This window comes from Streptomyces hyaluromycini (genome assembly GCF_002217755.1).
In the GTDB taxonomy this organism is placed as follows: domain Bacteria; phylum Actinomycetota; class Actinomycetes; order Streptomycetales; family Streptomycetaceae; genus Streptomyces; species Streptomyces hyaluromycini.
Map to the genome: position 1 here is coordinate 1,073,957 of NZ_BCFL01000016.1, position 20,002 is coordinate 1,093,958.

At 71.2% G+C, this 20,002-nt stretch carries 21 protein-coding genes and 1 pseudogene; 13 read left to right on the forward strand and 9 right to left on the reverse strand.

Going from position 1 to position 20,002, the window contains the following annotated elements:
• Nucleotides 1-145: 145 nt before the first annotated feature.
• Nucleotides 146-823 carry a PH domain-containing protein gene (locus SSP29_RS04910; protein WP_089099199.1) on the reverse strand — a complete coding sequence of 226 codons (678 nt, stop codon included), beginning with the start codon at nt 821-823 and terminating at the stop codon, nt 146-148.
• A gap of 216 nt (nt 824-1,039) precedes the next feature.
• Here SSP29_RS04910 and deoC point away from each other — a divergent pair, with 216 nt between their 5' ends.
• Genes deoC through SSP29_RS04925 form a run of 3 tightly spaced genes read left to right on the forward strand, consistent with a single transcriptional unit; the run spans nt 1,040 to nt 4,380 of the window.
• On the forward strand, nt 1,040-1,996 hold the full coding sequence (gene deoC, locus SSP29_RS04915; RefSeq protein ID WP_089099200.1) for a deoxyribose-phosphate aldolase: 957 nt from the start codon (nt 1,040-1,042) through the stop codon (nt 1,994-1,996).
• Nucleotides 1,997-2,016: 20 nt separating this feature from the next.
• Nucleotides 2,017-3,474 (forward strand): aldehyde dehydrogenase family protein, encoded by a 1,458-nt coding sequence (locus SSP29_RS04920; protein ID WP_089099201.1) that lies wholly within the window; start codon nt 2,017-2,019, stop codon nt 3,472-3,474.
• Entirely contained in the window at nt 3,475-4,380 is a 906-nt protein-coding gene (locus SSP29_RS04925) for an aldehyde dehydrogenase family protein (RefSeq protein WP_089099202.1), read from the forward strand. It abuts the gene before it with no gap.
• Nucleotides 4,381-4,481: 101 nt separating this feature from the next.
• On the opposite strand, the gene SSP29_RS04930 is transcribed toward SSP29_RS04925, so the two are convergent.
• Entirely contained in the window at nt 4,482-4,883 is a 402-nt protein-coding gene (locus SSP29_RS04930) for a hypothetical protein (protein WP_089099203.1), read from the reverse strand.
• A 127-nt stretch (nt 4,884-5,010) separates the two neighbouring features.
• On the opposite strand from SSP29_RS04930, the gene SSP29_RS04935 reads away from it, so the two are divergent.
• A complete protein-coding gene (locus SSP29_RS04935) occupies nt 5,011-5,649 on the forward strand; it encodes a uridine kinase family protein (RefSeq protein WP_150133563.1) in 639 nt (212 codons plus the stop codon).
• A gap of 253 nt (nt 5,650-5,902) precedes the next feature.
• Here the strand turns inward: SSP29_RS04935 and SSP29_RS04940 are convergent, their stop codons facing one another.
• Nucleotides 5,903-6,640 carry a SigE family RNA polymerase sigma factor gene (locus tag SSP29_RS04940; RefSeq protein WP_089099204.1) on the reverse strand — a complete coding sequence of 246 codons (738 nt, stop codon included), beginning with the start codon at nt 6,638-6,640 and terminating at the stop codon, nt 5,903-5,905.
• 248 nt (nt 6,641-6,888) lie between these two features.
• On the opposite strand from SSP29_RS04940, the gene afsQ1 reads away from it, so the two are divergent.
• The 5 genes from afsQ1 to SSP29_RS04965 all read left to right on the forward strand — a co-directional run bounded on the left by afsQ1 (nt 6,889) and on the right by SSP29_RS04965 (nt 10,853).
• Nucleotides 6,889-7,566: a two-component system response regulator AfsQ1 gene (afsQ1, locus tag SSP29_RS04945; RefSeq protein WP_174855921.1), complete on the forward strand. Its 678-nt coding sequence runs from the start codon at nt 6,889-6,891 to the stop codon at nt 7,564-7,566.
• Complete coding sequence (locus tag SSP29_RS04950) at nt 7,563-9,119, forward strand: ATP-binding protein (protein WP_089099206.1); 1,557 nt, start codon at nt 7,563-7,565, stop codon at nt 9,117-9,119. Before afsQ1 ends, SSP29_RS04950 begins: the two co-directional genes overlap by 4 nt.
• The gene (locus tag SSP29_RS04955; RefSeq protein ID WP_089099207.1) at nt 9,119-9,751 is read left to right on the forward strand and encodes a hypothetical protein; all 633 of its coding nucleotides are present in this window, start codon (nt 9,119-9,121) and stop codon (nt 9,749-9,751) included. The genes SSP29_RS04950 and SSP29_RS04955 overlap by 1 nt, the downstream gene beginning before the upstream one ends.
• A 257-nt stretch (nt 9,752-10,008) precedes the next feature.
• The gene (locus SSP29_RS04960) at nt 10,009-10,560 is read left to right on the forward strand and encodes a VanZ family protein (protein WP_089099208.1); all 552 of its coding nucleotides are present in this window, start codon (nt 10,009-10,011) and stop codon (nt 10,558-10,560) included.
• 95 nt (nt 10,561-10,655) lie between these two features.
• On the forward strand, nt 10,656-10,853 hold the full coding sequence (locus tag SSP29_RS04965; protein WP_089099209.1) for a PspC domain-containing protein: 198 nt from the start codon (nt 10,656-10,658) through the stop codon (nt 10,851-10,853).
• Nucleotides 10,854-10,934: 81 nt separating this feature from the next.
• Here the strand turns inward: SSP29_RS04965 and SSP29_RS04970 are convergent, their stop codons facing one another.
• Both SSP29_RS04970 and SSP29_RS54985 read right to left on the reverse strand, forming a co-directional pair.
• Nucleotides 10,935-11,288 carry an ATP-binding protein gene (locus SSP29_RS04970; protein ID WP_089099210.1) on the reverse strand — a complete coding sequence of 118 codons (354 nt, stop codon included), beginning with the start codon at nt 11,286-11,288 and terminating at the stop codon, nt 10,935-10,937.
• 152 nt (nt 11,289-11,440) lie between these two features.
• Entirely contained in the window at nt 11,441-12,598 is a 1,158-nt protein-coding gene (locus SSP29_RS54985; RefSeq protein ID WP_089099211.1) for an adenosine deaminase, read from the reverse strand.
• Nucleotides 12,599-12,721: 123 nt separating this feature from the next.
• Between SSP29_RS54985 and SSP29_RS54990 the strand changes: the two genes are divergently transcribed.
• Nucleotides 12,722-13,486: a prolyl oligopeptidase family serine peptidase gene (locus tag SSP29_RS54990; RefSeq protein ID WP_089099212.1), complete on the forward strand. Its 765-nt coding sequence runs from the start codon at nt 12,722-12,724 to the stop codon at nt 13,484-13,486.
• Nucleotides 13,487-13,714: 228 nt separating this feature from the next.
• Here SSP29_RS54990 and SSP29_RS04985 read toward each other — a convergent pair whose 3' ends face one another.
• Entirely contained in the window at nt 13,715-14,665 is a 951-nt protein-coding gene (locus tag SSP29_RS04985; protein ID WP_089099213.1) for a LysR family transcriptional regulator, read from the reverse strand.
• Between the two features lie 63 nt (nt 14,666-14,728).
• Here SSP29_RS04985 and SSP29_RS04990 point away from each other — a divergent pair, with 63 nt between their 5' ends.
• Entirely contained in the window at nt 14,729-15,997 is a 1,269-nt protein-coding gene (locus tag SSP29_RS04990) for an MFS transporter (RefSeq protein WP_089099214.1), read from the forward strand.
• A 258-nt stretch (nt 15,998-16,255) separates the two neighbouring features.
• A complete protein-coding gene (locus SSP29_RS04995) occupies nt 16,256-17,269 on the forward strand; it encodes a sigma-70 family RNA polymerase sigma factor (protein WP_089099215.1) in 1,014 nt (337 codons plus the stop codon).
• On the opposite strand, the gene SSP29_RS05000 is transcribed toward SSP29_RS04995, so the two are convergent.
• Nucleotides 17,153-17,506 (reverse strand): STAS domain-containing protein, encoded by a 354-nt coding sequence (locus SSP29_RS05000; RefSeq protein WP_123060323.1) that lies wholly within the window; start codon nt 17,504-17,506, stop codon nt 17,153-17,155. The two genes, SSP29_RS04995 and SSP29_RS05000, sit on opposite strands and share 117 nt — an antisense overlap.
• Before the next feature lie 185 nt (nt 17,507-17,691).
• Between SSP29_RS05000 and SSP29_RS05005 the strand changes: the two are divergent.
• Nucleotides 17,692-17,961: pseudogene (locus SSP29_RS05005) on the forward strand (AEC family transporter); the annotation flags it as partial.
• Between the two features lie 10 nt (nt 17,962-17,971).
• Here the strand turns inward: SSP29_RS05005 and SSP29_RS05010 are convergent.
• Entirely contained in the window at nt 17,972-18,556 is a 585-nt protein-coding gene (locus SSP29_RS05010) for a Uma2 family endonuclease (protein ID WP_089099216.1), read from the reverse strand.
• 95 nt (nt 18,557-18,651) lie between these two features.
• The gene (locus tag SSP29_RS05015; protein WP_089099813.1) at nt 18,652-19,929 is read right to left on the reverse strand and encodes a thymidine phosphorylase; all 1,278 of its coding nucleotides are present in this window, start codon (nt 19,927-19,929) and stop codon (nt 18,652-18,654) included.
• Nucleotides 19,930-20,002: the final 73 nt, after the last annotated feature.

A 20,002-nucleotide genomic window follows, 5' to 3' on the forward strand; every position in this document is an offset into this window, starting at 1 on the left:
GCGCCCGGACCTCTCCGGCACACGGCACCGGCAACCCCCAGGGGCGCGGAGCTGTGACATGTACGGCTCCGCCGCGCGGGCGCGAACGGCCCCCACCGGGCCGCACCCGGGCGACCACCCGCACTCCCTCGGCCCCCCCTTCGGCCTACCCCACCGCCAGCAGAATCGCCAGCAACACCGCCCCCGCCACCGCCGGCGCGGCCACCTCGTACGCCCACCGCACCGTGATCTCACCCTGCGCCGACTCCGCCGGCCCCCTGCTCTCCAGCATCTCCCGCAGGTCGTCCATGACCTTGTCGGTCTCCGCGCGCATCGGCCCGCTCGCGTGCTCGGGCTCGACATGCCCCCCGAACCCCCCGGACGCACCGAACCCGCCGAACCCGCCGAGCCCGCGCCCGGCGCCCCCCGGCCGCCCGCGCTGCGCGTCCGCCTGTGCCTTCGCCGTCCGGCGCGCCGCCTTCTTGCGGTTCCGCAGGGACACCGGGATCGCCCACAGCTGGTACTTCGCACCGGACTTGGCGATCACCTCGTTCGAGTAACCGGACCGCAGGGAGGCGATCTCCCCCCATGGCAGCGTGATCACCCGGAACGGGTTCCGCACCCGCAGCCGGTCCTCGCCCGCGAACACCGCGGGGCGCAGGGTGAAGGCGACGACCAGCGGCACGAGGAGGATGAGCGCGGCGAGGGCCAGCCAGGGGGTACGGCCGTGTCCCCGGAACAGCGCGTCGATGCCGAGCCAGCCGACGATGGCGAGGAGCAGTACGCCGCCGATCAGCGCCTGGGGCGATCGGTAGATGCGGTCCTTGACGAGGGGCGTGGTCATAGCGCCGATTCTGCCCCAGACGTTCGCATCGGCGCCGTGGGGGCATCATCGAATGTGTGCGAGTGCGGGTCGAATATGGTTGCCCGCGCGGTTCCCCCCCCAGCCCTTCGGCCGGGGGTACCCCCGGCGCCCCTTGAGGCAGGGCAGATCCCCCGCCTCAAGAAGAACCGTTCCCTCGGGGTGTACAGCCGCTACGCGCGTAGATATGCTCGGCTGGTGACCATGCCCACCACCGCACCCCACGCACTTGCTGACGTCACCGCGTCCCACAGCACGCTGCGCCGCTTCCTCCACGGGCTGCCCGGCGTCGACGCGGTCGGCCTGGAGGCGCGTGCCGCCTCCCTCGGCACCCGTTCCATCAAGACCACCGCGAAGGCGTACGCCATCGACCTCGCCATCTCGATGGTCGACCTGACGACGCTGGAAGGCGCGGACACCCCGGGCAAGGTCCGGGCGCTCGGCGCCAAGGCGGTCCACCCGGACCCGACGGACCGTACGACGCCCGCCACGGCCGCCGTCTGCGTCTATCCCGACATGGTGGCCGTCGCCAAGGAGGCCGTCGCCGGCTCGTCCGTCAAGGTCGCGTCCGTGGCCACCGCCTTCCCGGCCGGCCGCGCGGCGCTCGACGTCAAGCTCGCCGACGTGCGCGACGCCGTGAGCGCCGGCGCCGACGAGATCGACATGGTCATCGACCGCGGCGCGTTCCTCGCCGGCAACTACATGAAGGTGTACGAAGAGATCACCGCCGTGAAGGAGGCCTCGGGCGCCGCCCGCCTGAAGGTCATCTTCGAGACCGGCGAGCTGTCGACGTACGACAACATCCGGCGGGCGTCCTGGCTGGGCATGCTCGCGGGCGCCGACTTCATCAAGACGTCGACCGGCAAGGTCGCCGTCAACGCCACCCCGGCGAACACCCTCCTCATGCTGGAGGCCGTGCGCGACTTCCGGGCGCAGACCGGCGTCCAGGTCGGCGTCAAGCCCGCCGGCGGCATCCGGACCAGCAAGGACGCGATCAAGTTCCTCGTCCTGGTGAACGAGACCGCGGGCGCGGACTGGCTGGACAACCACTGGTTCCGCTTCGGCGCCTCCTCGCTCCTGAACGACCTGCTGATGCAGCGTCAGAAGCTGGCCACCGGCCGCTACTCCGGCCCCGACTACGTGACGGTGGACTGATCACCATGGCCAAGGAAAAGATGACCACCGCATTCGAGTACGCACCGGCGCCCGAGTCCCGCTCCGTCGTCGACATCGCGCCCTCCTACGGCCTCTTCATCGACGGCGAGTTCACGGAGGCCGCCGACGGCAAGGTCTTCAAGACGGTCAGCCCGAGCACCGAGGAGGTGCTGTCCGAGGTCGCCCGGGCCGGCGCCGAGGACGTCGAGCGCGCCGTGAAGGCCGCCCGCAAGGCCTTCGAGAAGTGGTCCGCGCTGCCGGGCTCCGAGCGCGCCAAGTACCTCTTCCGGATCGCCCGGATCATCCAGGAGCGCAGCCGTGAGCTGGCCGTCCTGGAGACCCTGGACAACGGCAAGCCGATCAAGGAGACCCGCGACGCCGACCTGCCCCTGGTCGCCGCGCACTTCTTCTACTACGCGGGCTGGGCCGACAAGCTCGACCACGCCGGCTTCGGCGCGAACCCGCGGCCGCTCGGCGTGGCCGGCCAGGTCATCCCGTGGAACTTCCCGCTCCTGATGCTGGCGTGGAAGATCGCCCCGGCGCTGGCCACCGGCAACACGGTGGTCCTCAAGCCCGCCGAGACGACCCCCCTCTCCGCGCTCTTCTTCGCGGACATCTGCCGCCAGGCGGGCCTGCCCAAGGGCGTCGTCAACATCCTCCCCGGCTACGGCGACGCGGGCGCCGCGCTCGTCGCGCACCCCGACGTCGACAAGGTCGCCTTCACCGGCTCCACCGCCGTCGGCAAGGAGATCGCGCGCACGGTCGCGGGCACCCGCAAGAAGGTCACCCTGGAGCTGGGCGGCAAGGGCGCCAACATCGTCTTCGACGACGCCCCGATCGACCAGGCCGTCGAAGGCATCGTCACCGGGATCTTCTTCAACCAGGGCCAGGTCTGCTGCGCGGGCTCCCGGCTCCTCGTCCAGGAGTCGATCCACGACGAGCTGCTCGACTCCCTGAAGCGCCGGCTGTCGACGCTCCGGCTCGGCGACCCGCTGGACAAGAACACGGACATCGGCGCGATCAACTCCGCCGAGCAGCTGGCCCGGATCACCACGCTCGCCGACCAGGGCGAGGCGGAGGGCGCCGAGCGCTGGTCCCCGGCCTGCGAACTCCCGTCCTCCGGCTACTGGTTCGCCCCGACTCTCTTCACGAACGTCACCCAGGCGCACACCATCGCCCGCGACGAGATCTTCGGCCCGGTCCTTTCGGTCCTGACCTTCCGCACCCCGGACGAGGCGGTGGCGAAGGCCAACAACACGCAGTACGGCCTCTCCGCCGGCATCTGGACCGAGAAGGGGTCGAGGATCCTGGCGGTCGCGGGCAAGCTGCGCGCCGGCGTCGTCTGGTCCAACACGTTCAACAAGTTCGACCCCACCTCGCCGTTCGGCGGGTACAAGGAGTCGGGCTTCGGCCGCGAGGGCGGTCGCCACGGCCTGGAGGCATACCTCGCCCCGTCGAGCCCGGAGGGCAAGCGATAAATGAGCACAGTTGACCGCACCAATGAGCGCCTGACTGTCTTCAAGACCTACAAGCTGTACGTCGGCGGGAAGTTCCCGCGTTCCGAGAGCGGCCGGGTGTACGAGGTGACCGACTCGAAGGGCAAGTGGCTGGCCAACGCACCGCAGGCCAGCCGTAAGGACGCCCGGGACGCGGTCGTCGCCGCGCGCAAGGCGTTCGGCGGCTGGTCCGGGGCCACGGCCTACAACCGCGGCCAGGTCCTCTACCGCGTCGCGGAGATGCTGGAGGGCCGTCGGGACCAGTTCGTGCGCGAGGTCGCGGACGCCGAGGGCCTCGGCAAGTCCAAGGCCGCCGCCGTCGTGGACGCGACCGTCGACCGCTGGGTCTGGTACGCGGGCTGGACCGACAAGATCGCCCAGGTGGTCGGCGGCGGCAACCCGGTCGCGGGCCCGTTCTTCAACCTCTCGACGCCGGAGCCGACGGGTGTGGTGGCGGTCGTCGCCCCCCAGGAGTCGTCGTTCCTGGGCCTGGTGTCGGTGGTCGCGCCCGTGATCGCCACCGGCAACACGGCCGTCGTCGTCGCGAGCGAGAAGGCGCCGCTCCCGGCCCTCTCCCTCGCCGAGGTGCTCGCCACCTCCGACGTCCCCGGCGGAGTCGTCAACGTCCTCTCCGGCCGTACCGCGGAGATCGCGGCGCCGCTGGCCGCGCACCAGGACGTCAACGCGATCGACCTCGCGGGCGCCGACGAGGTGCTGGCGAAGGAGCTGGAGATCGCGGCGGCCGACAATCTGAAGCGCGTCCTCCGTCCACAGCCTGTGGACGACTGGACGGCGACACCGGGCCTCGACCGCCTGACGGCGTTCCTGGAGACGAAGACGGTGTGGCATCCGACGGGCTCGCTGGGCGCGTCGGGGTCTTCGTACTGATCCACTCCCTCCGGGTGGGGAACTGCGGGCCGTTCGTGGCCGGTCGCGCCCACGCGGCGCCAGCCGCATATCGACCACGGCCCGCGCCCCTTACGGGGCGCTCAGTGCACCGAGCCCAGCAGCTGGCCCACCACCGGAATCGAGCCGATCGACGGCGCCTGCGCCAGCGGCCCCGTCAGCATCTTCGACGTCAGCGGCTTGAAGTCGGCCAGCTGCGTCCCCACCCCGTTGTCCAGCGGGTCGACACCCGTGCCCGCGAGCGGGTTGGGCTTCAGACCCGTCACCGGGCCCGTGACGTACGGCAGTACGCCGCCCAGTGCCTGCATGCCCGCCTGCGGGTCGATCTGGCCGAGCGAGGTGGGCCGGGTCCGCACCACGTCCACCACGGGCCGGGTGTCCGCGGCGGCCGTCGCGGCGCCCGCGCCGAGCGCCACACCTGCCGTGGCGAGGGCGGCCAGGGCGCGCCGGGCGGTCGGGGTCGGGGAGGACGCGTGTCGGGGCATCACTGGTGCCACCTTCTGGTGCGCAGGGTAATCGTGTCGGCGCACAGGGTAGTTGAGGTGTGACTCACGCTCCAAAGCCGACCCGCGGGGTCGGCAGGAGGCTCCCCATACGTCAAACTGGTGTTCCGTGAGCATTCATCCCCCGTCCCCCGCCCGCGTCGTGCTGCTGTGCGGCCCTTCGGGCTCGGGCAAGTCACTCGTCGCAGCCCGTTCCGGGCTCCCCGTCCTGCGCCTCGACGACTTCTACAAGGAGGGCGACGACCCGACTCTGCCGTTGGTGGCGGGGAGTTCGGACATCGACTGGGACCATCCGGAGTCCTGGGACGCGGAGGTCGCGGTCGAGGCGATCGGGCGGCTGTGCGCGACGGGGTCGACGCCCGTACCGGTATATGACATAGCACTGAGCGCCCGCACCGGCGCCGAGACACTGGACATCGGCCGCACCCCCCTGTTCATCGCCGAGGGCATCTTCGCCGCCGAGATCGTGGACCGCTGCCGCGAGCTGGGGCTCCTGGCCGATGCGCTCTGCCTGAGCCGGGGTCCGGTGAAGACGTTCCGCCGCCGTTTCCTGCGCGATCTCAAGGAGGGCCGCAAGTCGGTGCCGTTCCTGCTGCGGCGCGGCTGGCGGCTGATGCGGGCGGAGCGCACGATCGTGGCCCGCCAGGTGTCCCTGGGCGCGTACCCGTGCGACCGGGACGAGGCGCTGGGCCGGATGGCGGCGGCCGCGGTGGGCCGGCAGACCCAGGACCGGACACCGGCCGCCTGACCGCCTGGTCGCCCGACCGTCGCGGCGAACGAAGAAAGCGGGACTGGATGGACCCCCCGGCCCTCCAGTCCCGCTTCCCCCGTCGCTCCGCCGAACACCCCCGTGTCCCCCGTGGCGGAGCTCCCCCGTGCTTCCCCCAGGTCCCCCCGGACCCGCTTTCCCCCGTGTTTCCCGTGGGTCCCCCCGGACCCTCCCCCAGGTCCCCCGTTTCCCCCGGTTTCCCCCGTCAGGATCCCCCCGGATCCCCTTACCCTCAGGCGACAAGCTCCCCGAAGGCGTTCTCCTCGTCACGGCCGAAGCTGAGGACCTCGTCCTCGCGCAGCCGGCGGAGCGACCGCCAGATGCTGGACTTCACCGTGCCGACACTGATGTCGAGGATCTCCGCGATCTCCGGGTCCGTGCGGCCCTCGTAGTAGCGCAGGACCAGCATGGTGCGCTGGAGTTCGGGGAGCCGGGCGAGCGCCTGCCACAGGACCGCGCGCAGCTCGGTGCCGCTCATCGCGTCCGTGTCGCCGGGCGTCTCCGGCAGTTCCTCGGTCGGGTACTCGTTGAGCTTGCGGCGCCGCCAGGCGCTGATGTGCAGGTTGGTCATCGTGCGTCGCAGGTAACCGCCCACGGCCGCCTTGTCGCTGATGCGGTCCCATGCCCGGTACGTCGAGAACAGCGCGCTCTGCAGCAGGTCCTCGGCCTCGTAGCGGTCACCGGTCAGGTGGTAGGCGGTCGCGTACAGGGAGGCGCGGCGCTCCTGGACGTAGGCGGTGAACTCCGCCTCGGTCAGCGAGCGGCGCTCCCCCGTGTCCTCCCCGTACGCGGATCCCCCGTGTGCTTCCCCCGTGAAGCTGTCAACCACCGTCATGTAGCCGGTGTGCTGACGTCCGGTGCCGCGAGCGCACCCCCGCCCGCTCACGGCACCGGACTTCTCGGAACCCCGGTTCACGTCGTGCAGACGCGTGATCACTGCGCTGGTGCTGTGGCTGATCAGCGTGTTCATCTCGCGCCCCCCGTCGTGGACTTCCGGTAGTTCGGCTTGCCCAGGCCGTCCGCTTGCGCGGTTGCCTGTGCCGAGAACTCTGCCGGGCCACCTTCACGGCCGTATCCGCCGACTGTCACAGACCTGTCACAGGGGTCCGGCACAGAGCGTCCACAGACCATGCACAGGCGGTGGCGCTACAGAGGTTTGCGGAGAGCTGCGGGCCGCACAGGTCGTACGACGGGCCCTGCATGGGCCAGAATGAGCCCGTGCCTTCCCTGTTGCTGATCGAGGACGACGACGCCATCCGTACGGCCCTGGAGCTCTCACTGACGCGCCAGGGACACCGGGTGGCCACCGCTGCGACCGGTGAGGACGGTCTGAAGCTGTTGCGTGAGCAGCGGCCCGATCTGATCGTCCTCGATGTCATGCTGCCCGGCATCGACGGGTTCGAGGTGTGCCGGCGGATCCGGCGCACGGACCAGTTGCCGATCATTCTGCTGACCGCGCGCAGTGACGACATCGACGTGGTGGTCGGGCTGGAGTCCGGGGCCGACGACTATGTCGTCAAACCCGTCCAGGGCCGGGTGCTCGACGCCCGGATCCGGGCCGTGCTGCGCCGTGGGGAGCGGGAGTCCAGCGACTCGGCGACCTACGGCAACGTCGTCATCGACCGGTCCGCGATGACCGTGACGAAGAACGGCGAGGACCTCCAGCTGACGCCCACCGAGCTGCGGCTGCTGCTCGAACTGAGCCGGCGGCCGGGGCAGGCGCTGTCCCGGCAGCAGTTGCTGCGGCTGGTCTGGGAGCACGACTACCTCGGTGACTCGCGGCTCGTGGACGCGTGTGTGCAGCGGCTGCGCGCCAAGGTGGAGGACGTGCCCTCGTCCCCGACCCTGATCCGTACCGTGCGCGGTGTCGGCTACCGCCTGGACGCCCCTCAGTGACGGACCGGCAAGGGGGTCTCCGCGGCTGGGCCGCGGATCGCAAGGGAGCCATGTCCCGGCTGCGCTTCACCAGTCTGCGGCTCCGGCTCGTCGTCGTCTTCGGGCTCGTCGCGCTGACCGCCGCCGTGTCCGCGTCCGGCATCGCGTACTGGCTCAACCGCGAGGCCGTGCTCACCCGTACCCAGGACGCGGTGCTGCGCGACTTCCAGCAGGAGATGCAGAACCGGGCCGGCGCGCTGCCCGTGCATCCGACGCAGGACGAACTCCAGCGCACGGCCGGGCAGATGGCCAACAGCAGCCAGCGGTTCAGCGTGCTGCTGGTCGGCGACGACACCAACGGCAAGACGGTGTACGGCAGTTCGGACGGGCTCAGCGCGTTCGCGCTCGACGACGTGCCGACGTCGCTGCGGAAGGCCGTCGACAAGCAGCAGAAGGTGACGGACAGCAACAAGGCGACGTACCACCTGTACTGGCAGCGGGTCGTCGACCACGGCACGCCGTATCTCGTCGCCGGGACGCGGCTGATCGGCGGCGGGCCGACCGGCTACATGATGAAGTCCCTGGAGCCGGAGGCGAAGGACCTCAACTCGCTGGCGTGGTCGCTGGGGATCGCGACCGGGCTGGCGCTGATCGGCTCGGCGCTGCTGGCGCAGGCCGCCGCCACGACCGTGCTGAAGCCGGTGCACCGGCTGGGAGTCGCCGCGCGGCGGCTCGGCGAGGGCAAGCTGGACACCCGGCTGCGGGTGTCGGGGACGGACGAACTCGCGGATCTGTCCCGGACGTTCAACGACGCGGCCGAGGCGCTGGAGAAACGCGTCGACGACATGGCCGCGCGGGACGACGCGTCACGGCGGTTCGTCGCGGACATGAGCCATGAACTGCGTACTCCGCTCACCGCGATCACCGCCGTGACGGAGATCCTGGAGGAGGAACTGGAGGCGGAGTCCGGCTCGGTGGACCCGATGATCGAGCCCGCCGTCCGCCTGGTCGTCAGCGAGACGCGCCGCCTCAACGACCTCGTCGAGAACCTGATGGAGGTCACCCGCTTCGACGCCGGCACGGCCCGTCTGGTCCTGGACGACGTCGACATCGCCGACCAGATCACCGCCTGCATCGACGCCCGCGCGTGGCTGGACGCGGTGGATCTGGACGCCGAGCGCGGCGTCCACGCCCGCCTCGACCCGCGCCGCCTCGACGTCATCCTCGCCAACCTGATCGGCAACGCGCTCAAGCACGGCGGTTCGCCGGTGCGGGTGTCGGTGCGGATCGACGCAGAGGTACTGGTCATCGCCGTACGGGACCACGGTCCGGGGATCCCGGAGGACGTGCTCCCGCATGTCTTCGACCGGTTCTACAAGGCCAGCGCCTCCCGGCCGCGCTCCGAGGGCAGCGGCCTGGGCCTGTCCATCGCGACGGAGAACGCCCGCATCCACGGCGGCTCGATCACCGCCGCGAACTCCCCGGAGGGCGGCGCGGTGTTCACGCTCCGGCTGCCCCGGGACGCCTCACAGCTGGCGGAGGAGAGCAACGACTCCGGGGAGAAGGGCGCCTGATGCAGGTACGAGGACTCCGGGCGGTACGACGGCGGGGCGGGCCGGTGCTGGCCGTCGCCGGGCTCGCGCTCGCGCTCTCCGGGTGCGGGATCCGGGCCACCGAGGTGCCGACCGACTTCGGCGGGGCGCCCTCGCGGGTGCCGTGCTCGATGACCCAGCCGGATCTGTCGGCGCAGGACGAGCACGGGGTGCCGGTGCAGGTGTTCCTGCTGTGCGGTTCCTCACTGGTGACCGTCGACCGGGAGGTGCGCGTCCCCGACGGTTCGGCGGACGCCAAGCGGCGGGTGACAGTCGCCCAGGGGCTGCTCGACCAGCTCGCCGAGACGCCGTCGGCCGCCGAGAAGGAGGCCGGCTACACGACGTCCGTGCGGGGCGGGATGAGCGTCTGGGGGCCTCGGGCCGGGGATCCCGACGACACGCTGCGGCTGAGTACGTCGCCGCCGCAGCTGACGTCGTACGCGCTCGCCCAGATCGTGTGCACGCTGTCCGACTCGGCGGCCGCGGAGGGGGACGGGTCGGTGATCCTGGGCGGGCCGGGGAGGGAGGCGTTGCGGCGGTACGAGTGCACAGACGCCGTGCGTAATGCGCCGAGTGGGAATCGGCCGCCGTCCACTGAGGTGGCTTCTGGGTGAGGGGTGTTCTGGGCGCCTGAGGGGGCGCCGCTCAAGGGTGTGGGGCGAGTGCGGGTTGTGGGTGGTTGCTCGCGCCCACGCGGCGGAGCCGCATATTGATACAGCCCCGCGCCCCTTTGGGGCGCGTCTCCTGGGGCGCCTCGATAGGGACGGTTCGTCAGGGGCGGTTCGTCAGGGGCGGTTCGTCAGGGGTGTGTGTTTGAGGCCTCACTCTCGCATCCGGAACCGATCGTGTGCGCGGGCGCGTCTTGGGGGGCGTGCAGCGTCAAGGCTCCATCGGCGGCAGCGCCGCGATCCGCGTCCGTGTGGCAGGGGGTGTCCTCCTTGTCGCACATCTCGTGTTCGTCGCCTGGCTGATGCTGCGGCCGCTGGACGTGCCCTGGGTGATGCCCGCGAACCTGCACCCCTTCGCCGGTATCCGTGCCGACCTGGCGCTGGGCTGGCGCGAGGCGGCGCACCGGATCGGCGAGGGTCTCGCGCTGCTGGCCCCGCTGGGTGTGCTGCTGCCGATGACGCACGGGAAACTCCGGGTCTCCCCGCTCGCCTCCCTGATCAGTTCGGCCGCCGCGGGCGCCATGATCTCGCTGGGCATAGCCCTGCTGCAGACCGGGGTGCCCGGCCGTGTGGTGGACGTCGACTCGATACTCCTCAACACGGCCGGCGTCGTCGTCGCGCATCTGGCGGTGGTTCCGGCGGCCCGCGCCCGGCTCCGTCGGCGGGGTGAGCGGCGGCGGCCGGCCGCCCTCCCCCAGGAGGAAGCGGCTCAGGGTCGTACCCCGACGATTCCCAGGGTCGGGATCGCCCCGTAGAGCGACGCTTCGACCCGGTTCGTCTCCGTAGTGTGGAGGCCAGACGAGGGGCCGCACGGGCCGCCTCGCACCGGACGCTCACGAAGGAGCCGCAGATGTCCAGCCTCGCCCGCCCCACCCATGGCCGCATGATCGGCGGAGTGTGCGCCGCGCTGGCCCGGCGCTTCGGCACCTCCGCGACCACGATGCGGGTGATCTTCCTGCTGTCCTGCCTGCTGCCGGGCCCGCAGTTCCTGCTCTACATAGCGCTGTGGATCCTCCTCCCCTCCGAGGAGAAGGCCACGGCCTGGTAATCCCCTGGTACGAAAAAGCCGTTGGGGCGCTCCGGTAGACACCGGGGCGCCCCAACGGCGGTCCGATCGACCGGGGAGAGGTCAGCCGAGCGGAATCCCGTTGATCGGCAGGCCGTGCGTGGGCAGGCCCTGGACCGGCAGTCCGCCGAGGCGGCCGGCGACGGGCTTGGCCGGGCCGTCGGCGAGGACCTGCTCGACGGCGGGCTGGACGGCGGTCAGGCCGGCACCCAGGGCGGTCTGCCCCTGCGCGAGGGCCCCGCCGGCACCCGGCAGGGCCTTGGCGACGTTCTCGGCCGGCAGCGTCTTGGTGACGGTGCCCAGGGCCTGCGAGGCGTCCGGGACGGCCGGGGCCGCGTTGGCCGCGCCCGCGCCGACGGCGGCGAAGGCGGCACCGAGGGCGGCGACACCGAGGGTCTTGGCAGCAGACTGCTTCATCGTTAAATGCGTCCTTGGAATGCGGTGACGGGGATCGATAACGCGCTGAGCGGTCCTCGACCGTAAACATGCCGGGCCGCCCGCCGCAAACACCGAAATGCGGACGGACGGTGAAGGTCCGTCCGCATTCCGTTCCCCGCCCGGATTGCCGATCAGCCCTCCGGATCGGCAGAACCGCTGGTGGAGGCGGTCTGCCGGAACAGCCATTCGGATTTCAGCTCCGCATAACCGGGCTTGACGACGTCATTGATCATGGCAAGCCGTTCATCGAAAGGAATGAACGCTGATTTCATCGCATTGACGGAGAACCACTGCAGGTCTTCGAGCGTGTAACCGAACGCCTCGACGAGGTGCTCGAATTCCCGGGTCATGCTGGTCCCGGACATCAGCCGGTTGTCGGTGTTCACGGTGGCCCGGAAGTGCAGCCGGCGCAGCAGTCCGATCGGATGCCCGGCATAGGAGTCGGCGGCCCCGGTCTGGAGGTTGGAGCTGGGGCACAGCTCCAGCGGGATCCGCTTGTCGCGGACGTACGACGCCAGCCGGCCGAGCTTGACCGTGCCGTCCTCGTGGACCTGGATGTCGTCGATGATCCGCACCCCGTGGCCGAGCCGGTCGGCACCGCACCACTGGAGCGCCTGCCAGATGGACGGCAGCCCGAAGGCCTCGCCGGCGTGGATGGTGAAGTGGTTGTTCTCCCGCTTGAGGTACTCGAAGGCGTCGAGGTGCCGGGTGGGCGGGTAGCCCGCCTCCGCCCCGGCGATGTCGAAGCCCACCACGCCCAGGTCCCGGTAGCGGTTGGCGAGCTCGGCGATCTCCAGGGAGCGGGCCGCGTGCCGCATGGCGGTGAGCAGGGCGCCGACCCGGATCCGCCGGCCGTTCTCCCGGGCCAGGGCCTCGCCCTGCCGGAAGCCCTCGTTGACGGCCTCGACGACCTCTTCGAGGGAGAGGCCCTGCTCCAGGTGCTGCTCGGGGGCGTACCGCACCTCGGCGTAGACGACGCCGTCCTCGGCGAGGTCCTCGGCGCACTCGCGGGCGACCCGGACGAGGGCGTCCCGGGTCTGCATGACACCGACGGTGTGCGAGAACGTCTCCAGGTACCGCTCCAGCGAACCGGAGTCGGCGGCCTCGCGGAACCAGATGCCGAGCTTGTCCGGGTCGGCCTCGGGGAGGCCGGAGTACCCGGTCTCCCGGGCGAGGTCGGCGACGGTGCCCGGACGCAGGCCGCCGTCGAGGTGGTCGTGCAGCAGAACCTTCGGCGCCCGGCGGATCTGGTCCGGCGTCGGGATGTTCGCGGTGCTCTGGCTCGTCATTTCCGCACTGTAACTCCTACGCGCGTAGATCGCTCGGTACTCGGAGATTCCCGTTTCCGTCGATACGCAATGGTGACCGCACGCACGGGTCGCGTACACCGCCTCTTCTGACACTGTTCTGTCATGGCACAGCAAGCGACGCCGGCCCGAACGGCCAGCCTGAGCAGGGCAGTCGGCCAGGAACCGACGACGGCGACCGGAGCGGTCCTGCTCCTCCCCGGCGGGGAGGAGGTCTCCGCGCGCAAGCCGTCCCTCGTATGGGCGACGGCCCTCGTCCGCGCGCTCGGCCGCCGGCTCGCCCGCGACGGCCGCGGCGAGGGGCTGGCCGCGCACGTCGTCCACTACCGCTATCGCGGCTGGAACGGCAGCGAGGCACATCTCGCGGGGGACGCGACCTGGGCGGCGGACGAGGTGGTACGGCGCTACGGCGATGTGCCGGTGTGCCTGCTCGGCGTCGGGATGGGCGGGCGGGCCGCGCTGCACGCGGGCGGGCACGAGGCCGTCAACTCCGTTGTCTCCATCGCCCCCTGGCTGCCCGAGGCGGACGTGGCGGCGCCCGAGGAACCGGTTCGCCAGCTGGTGGGGCGGCGGGTGTTGATCGTGCACGGCACGAACGACGAACGGACCGACCCGGAGCTGTCGTTCCGGCTGGCGGCGCGGGCGAAGAAGGCGAATCGGGAGGTGTGCCGGTTCGAGGTGCACTCGGACGGCCACGGGTTGCATCAGCACCGGGACGAAGTCCTCGCTCTCGCTTCGGACTTCGTCATGGGGGCGCTGTACGGGCGGGCGGTGTCGCGGCCGGTGGAGGACGCGTTGGCTGCGCCGCCGCCGATCGGGTTGCGGATGCCACTTGCCGCGGACTTCGGCCGGTCGCTTCGTAGGGGCTGATGTCCGGTTACGGGGTGCGGGTTGTAGGTGGTTTTGCGCAGTTCCCCGCGCCCCTAGGGCCTGTCTGACAATTCCCGTCGTCGCCCGGAGGGCGGCCTCGCGGCGTCAGGTGCGTGCTCTCGGCGTGCCGGGGGTAGGCCCTCGTACTGGACGTACTTGGGTCTGCGCCCGGTGCGGCGAGAGTGCGTGCATGGCGTCGCGAGGCAGACGGGAATTGTCAGACAGGCCCTAGGGAAGGAGACTCCCGCGCCTTGAAAGCAGGAACTTCTTGAAGGCGGCCACTGGGGGCGTGTCCGGGTGGCCCTCCAGCCAGGCCACGCCGATTTCTCTGGCCGCTCTTGGGGCCGTGACCGTCAGTTCCACGACTCCCGGGCGGGGAAAGGCGGGTGGGGGGAGCAACGCGACCCCCAGCCCGGCCGCGACCAGGCCCCTCAACGTCTCCGCTTCCTCTCCCTCGAAGGCGATCCTCGGCTTGAAGCCCGCCTCCCTGCACACGTCGTCCGTGATGCGGCGCAGGCCGTAGCCCGGTTCCAGGGTCACGAAGGTCTCGTCGGCCGCCTCGGCGAGGCGGACGCGCCTGCGGCCGGCCAGCGGATGATCCGCGGGCACCACCAGGCGCAGCTTCTGTTCGTCGAGGCGGCGGGCGGCCAGGTCCGGGGCGTCCGGTACCGGGGAGGTCAGACACAGGTCCAGCTCGCCCGCCCGCAGCTTCTCGATCATCGCCTCGCCGTAGTTCTGGACGAGGCTGAAGCGGATGCGGGGATGGTCGACGCGGAAGGCCTGGAGGAGGCCGGGTACGGTCTCCGCGCCCATGGTGTGCAGGAATCCGAAGGCGACCTTGCCCGTCGTGGGGTCGGCGTCGGCGCGTACCTCGTCGGCGGCACGCTGCACCTCGCCGAGGGCGCGTTCGACCGAGGTGAGGAAGGTGCGGCCGGCGGGGGTGAGGGAGACGGTGCGGCCGTGCCGGGTAAAGAGGTCGACGCCCAGGTCCTGTTCCAGGCGGACCATCGCGCGGGACAGGGTGGACTGAGGGACGTCGAGCTCCTGGGCGGCCCTGGTGACATGCTCCGTGCGGGCCACGCCGGCGAAGTACGCGAGGCGGGGCGCGAGCAACATCGTCATGTCTTCTGTGTCACTGTACGGCGACAGGCGCCCCGCTGACCTCTGCTGATGCTCCATGGGAACGATTATGGCGATTCCATGCATTGGACGGATCAGCGTGGGGGTCCGTACGTTCGAAGCATGTCTCCCGCCAGTACCGGGGCGTCCGCCGTCGTGGACGCCGTCCCGTCCGTCCCCGCCTCCGACTCGCGTCTGACCCCGGGCGGTCCCGGCTACCGCCGGATGAGCTTCGCGCTCTTCCTCGCCGGTGTCGCGACCTTCGCCCTCCTCTACTCCACGCAGGCCCTGCTCCCGCTGATCTCGGACGGCTACGGCGTGTCCGCGAGCGACGCGAGCTGGACGGTGGCGGCGGCGACCGGGGGCCTGGCGCTGTTCGTCATCCCGATGAGCGCGCTCTCCGAGCGCTTCGGGCGTCGTACGGTCATGACGGCCTCGCTGGCGGTGGCGGTGACCGTCGGGCTGCTGGTCCCCTTCGCGCCGTCCCTCGGCGTACTGGTGGTGCTGCGCGGCGTCCAGGGCGCGGCGCTGGCCGGCCTGCCGGCGTCGGCGACCGCGTATCTGGCGGAGGAGGTCCGCCCGAAGGCGCTGGTCACGGCCATCGGCCTGTTCGTCGCGGGCAACAGCGTCGGCGGGATGAGCGGCCGGGTCATCACCGGCTGGGTCGCGCAGGAGTGGGGCTGGCGGGTCGCCGTGGGCGTCATCGGCGTGATCGCCGTCGGCTGCGCGGTGGCCTTCCGCCTCCTCCTCCCCGCCCCGCGGCACTTCAAGGCGGGCTCGCTGCACCCGCGCCGGCTGCTCGGCACGGTCCGCGACCACCTGGCCGACCCGCTGCTGCGCCGCCTGTACGCGATCGGCGCGCTGTTCATGACCGTGTTCGGCGGCGTCTACACGGTGATCGGCTACCGACTGACCGAGGAGCCCTTCTCGCTCCCCCAGGGCGTCATCGGCTCGATCTTCCTGGTGTACCTGGTCGGCACGGTGTCGGCGTCGACGGCGGGCCGCCTGGTCGGCCGGCTCGGCCGCCGCGGATCCCTCTACCTGGCCGGCGGCACGACGGCCACCGGCCTCCTGATCTCCCTGGCCGACTCGCTCCCCCTGGTCCTGCTGGGCCTCGTCCTGATCACCGCGGGCTTCTTCGCGGGCCACGCGGTGGCCTCCTCGGCGGTCAGCAAGGCGGCCACCCACGGCAGGGCCCAGGCCTCGGCCCTCTACCAGTCCGCGTACTACATCGGCTCCAGCGCGGGCAGCACGGTCGGCGCGCTGGCCTTCCACGCGGAGGGCTGGGCGGGGACGGTCGGCGTGGGACTGCTCGCGATCCTGGGCGTGGTGACGATCACTGTCCTGGGCTCGGTGGCGGCGCGCAGGCAGGTCCTGGCCAACGCTCACTGATCAGCGCCCTCGCTGAAGCGCCCCGTCAGGGGCGCGGGGCTGTATTGGATATGCGGCTACCGCCGCGTGGGCGCGATCAACCACGACACAGCCGCACCCGCCGTGAACCGCACCCCCCACCCCCTTAGGCGCTCCCCATCCCTCACCTGCACGTTTCCCCACTCCGGACGCCATTGTCAGTCCCCTGCGATACCTTCCGAAGTGCTGGAGCGCAACGGCGCGCGGACAGGAACGGCCACAGGGGTGGGTGGACGAAAGATGACCGACGGCACGGCGACGGCGGAGCTGGACGTCGCACTGGAGAAGTACCGGACCGAGCTGACCGGGTACTGCTACCGCATGCTCGGCTCGTCCTTCGAGGCCGAGGACGCGGTGCAGGACACCCTGGTGCGGGCCTGGCGGAGCTACGAGAAGTTCGAGGGCCGTTCCAGCCTGCGGTCGTGGCTGTACCGGATCGCGACGAACGTGTGCCTGGACATGCTCAGCGCGGGCAGCAAGCGGGCCCGGCCGATGGACCTGAGCGAGTCGACGCCGCTCGCCCGGGCGGCGCTCTCCCCCCGGCCCGACAACACCTGGCTGGAGCCGGTGCCGGACGCGCGCGTGCTGCCGACGGTGGACGACCCGGCGGAGGCGGCCGTGGCCAAGGAGTCGATCCGGCTGGCCTTCATGGCCGCGCTCCAGCAGCTGCCGCCCAAACAGCGGGTGGTGCTGATCCTGCGCGAGGTGCTGGCCTGGCGGGCGACCGAGGTGGCGGAGCTGCTCGACACCTCGGTCGCGTCGGTCAACAGCGCGTTGCAGCGGGCCCGGGCCACGCTGGCCGAGCAGCGGCAGTCGGGCGCCGGCGCCGAGGTCTCCGACCCGCTAGACGAGGAGCAGCAGAAGCTCCTGGAGCGCTATGTCGCCGCCTTCGAGGGCTACGACATGACGGCGCTCACGGCGCTGCTCCACGAGGACGCCGTCATGACGATGCCGCCGTTCGACCTGTGGCTCACTGGTCACGACGACATCACCGGCTTCATGATCACCATCGGCTCCGCCTGCGAGGGCTCGCGGTTGTTCCCGGTCCAGGTCAACGGCCTGCCCGGGTTCGCCCAGTACAAGCCCGACCCGGACACCGGCGGCTGGAGCCCCTGGTCCGTCCAGGTCCTGGAGATCTCAGACGGCCGGCTGACCGGGTTCCACTTCTTCCTGGACACCAAGCGCTGGTTCCCGCTCTTCGATCTCCCCCTCCACCTGGAGGTGAAGGCCGACGAAACGGAGGAGGGAGCGTAGGGCGGGGTCGGGGTCGCGGAGTCGTATCCGCCCTCCTGCCCTCCGGGCCGCCAGCTCCAGCCGGGCCAGCAGGTCGACGGCGGCCAGGCCCGGCGGTCCGAGACCGGCCACGTCGCAGACGACGACTCCAGCGCCGGTGACCGCCAGCAGCTCGCACACGTCGTCGCACAGCCCCGGCACCTCGTCCCTGGCGGCGGGGCCCGACAGCACGAGCACGGCGGGGGTCACGGCATCCACGAGGCGGTAGACCGGTGACGCCCTGATAACTCATCGGTAGATACGGCGTGCTCCCGCACGGTCGCGCAGATCACAAGCATCACACCGTTGACCTGCACCTGACCGACCCAGAGGGTTGGCTGCATGCCCCACGGATCAGCAGCGCCCGGTACGCCCTACGGTCTCCTCCCCCGTAAGGGGGTCCCGTGCAGGGGGTGCTGAGCGGCTTCGCGGTGATCGCGATCGTCATCGCCGTCGGCTACGTCCTCGGCCGCGGCGGCCACCTGAGGGCGAACGGCCGCGAGGTCCTCACGAAGCTCGCCTTCCACGTCGCCTCCCCCGCCCTGCTCTTCACCACCCTCGCGAAGGCCGACCTGGCGGTGATCTTCTCCAGCCGCCTCCTGGTGACGGCCCTGAGCACGGCAGCGGCGGTGGGCGTCGTACGGCACTGGGGCGTGGGACGTACGACGATCGGCGTGGCGGGGGTCAGTCGGCGGGGAACTCGGCAGTGTCGATCGTGAGGTCGAACGGCTCCGGCAGCTTGAGGGGGTCGCCGAACTTGACCGCGCTGAGGACCCGGTAGACATCACCTTTCGGCTCACCGTAGAGCGTCGCGGTGGGGCCGCCTGGGGCCCAGCGGTCGATGAGGAGGTAGAGCGGAATGCCCGCGGTGGCATAGGCGGAAGGCTTGCTGACGCGGTCGTGGCGGGCGTTGGACTTGGAGGTCACCTCGACGACCAACTCGGCCGGCGCGGCCGGGATGTGGGACTCCGCCTCGGGGTGCTCCGGCAGTTGGGTCACCACCAGGTCCGGGATGAGCATGCCGAGCCGGGACGGCACGGAGATCGCCAAGGTCTGGAAGACCTCCCACTCCTCCGGGATCACTGAGTAGAGGCGACGCTGGATACGTGCCGCGATCACGTTGTGGCGGACGGCGGGAGCAGGTGACACGGTGATGATCCCCTCGATGATCTCCACCTTGCTGCCCTCGGGCCATTCCATCTCCTCCCAGTACCGGACGAGGTCGTCCCAGTTCTGGTCGGGGTCCTGGCTGATGGTGAGTGCGCTCACGGCGGTCTCCTATCGGTGCGTCACCGATCCCAGCATGCCGAACGGGACCGGTGCAGGTCCACCGGTCCCGTTCACTCGATCGAGCAATCCCCTGGTCAGGCGATACGTTCCAGTACGACGGGCGACGCCGTGAACGCCGTACCCGGCGCCCCGATGTCGTACGACCCCTCGACCGCCTGGAGCGCGTACTCGAAGCGTTCCGGGGTGTCCGTGTGCAGGGTGAGGAGGGGCTGGCCCGCCGTCACCGTGTCGCCGGGCTTGGCGTGGAGTTCGACGCCCGCGCCGGCCTGCACCGGGTCCTCCTTGCGGGCGCGCCCCGCGCCCAGGCGCCAGGCGGCGACGCCGATGCCGTAGGCGTCGAGGCGGGTCAGGACGCCGGACGACGGCGCCTTGATCACGTGCTGTTCCTTCGCCACCGGGAGCACGGCGTCCGGGTCGCCGCCCTGGGCCGCGATCATCCGGCGCCAGACGTCCATCGCCGAGCCGTCGGCCAGCGCCTTCGCCGGGTCGGCGTCCCGGACGCCCGCCGCGTCCAGCATTTCGCGCGCCAGGGCGATCGTCAGCTCCACCACGTCCGCGGGGCCGCCGCCGGCCAGGACCTCCACCGACTCGCGGACCTCCAGGGCGTTGCCGGCCGTGAGGCCGAGGGGGGTGGACATGTCCGTGAGGAGCGCGACCGTCTTCACGCCGTGGTCGGTGCCGAGGCCCACCATGGTCGAGGCGAGCTCGCGGGCGTCCTCGATGGTCTTCATGAAGGCGCCGGTGCCGACCTTCACGTCCAGGACCAGGGAGCCGGTGCCCTCGGCGATCTTCTTCGACATGATCGAGGAGGCGATCAGGGGAATCGCCTCGACCGTGCCGGTGACGTCGCGGAGCGCGTAGAGCTTCTTGTCGGCGGGGGCCAGGCCGTCGCCCGCCGCGCAGATCACCGCGCCGGTGGTGTCGAGGACGTTCAGCATCTCCTCGTTGGAGAGCAGGGCGCGCCAGCCGGGGATCGACTCCAGCTTGTCCAGGGTGCCTCCGGTGTGGCCGAGGCCGCGGCCGGAGAGCTGGGGGACGGCCGCGCCGCAGGCGGCGACGAGGGGCGCGAGCGGGAGGGTGATCTTGTCGCCCACGCCGCCCGTGGAGTGCTTGTCGGCCGTCGGGCGGGACAGGGAGGAGAAGTCCATGCGCTCGCCGGACGCGATCATCGCCGCGGTCCAGCGGGCGATCTCACGGCGGTTCATGCCGTTGAGGAGGATGGCCATCGCGAGCGACGACATCTGTTCGTCGGCGACCTCGGCGCGCGTGTACGCGTCGATGACCCAGTCGATCTGCTCGTCGCTGAGCTCACCGCGGTCCCGCTTGGTGCGGATGACGGAGATGGCGTCCATGGTGGCCATGGCGTTCCCTTCGAAGAAGTGCGAAGCGTACGGCCCCTCCGAACGCGGAGGGGCCGTACGGGAG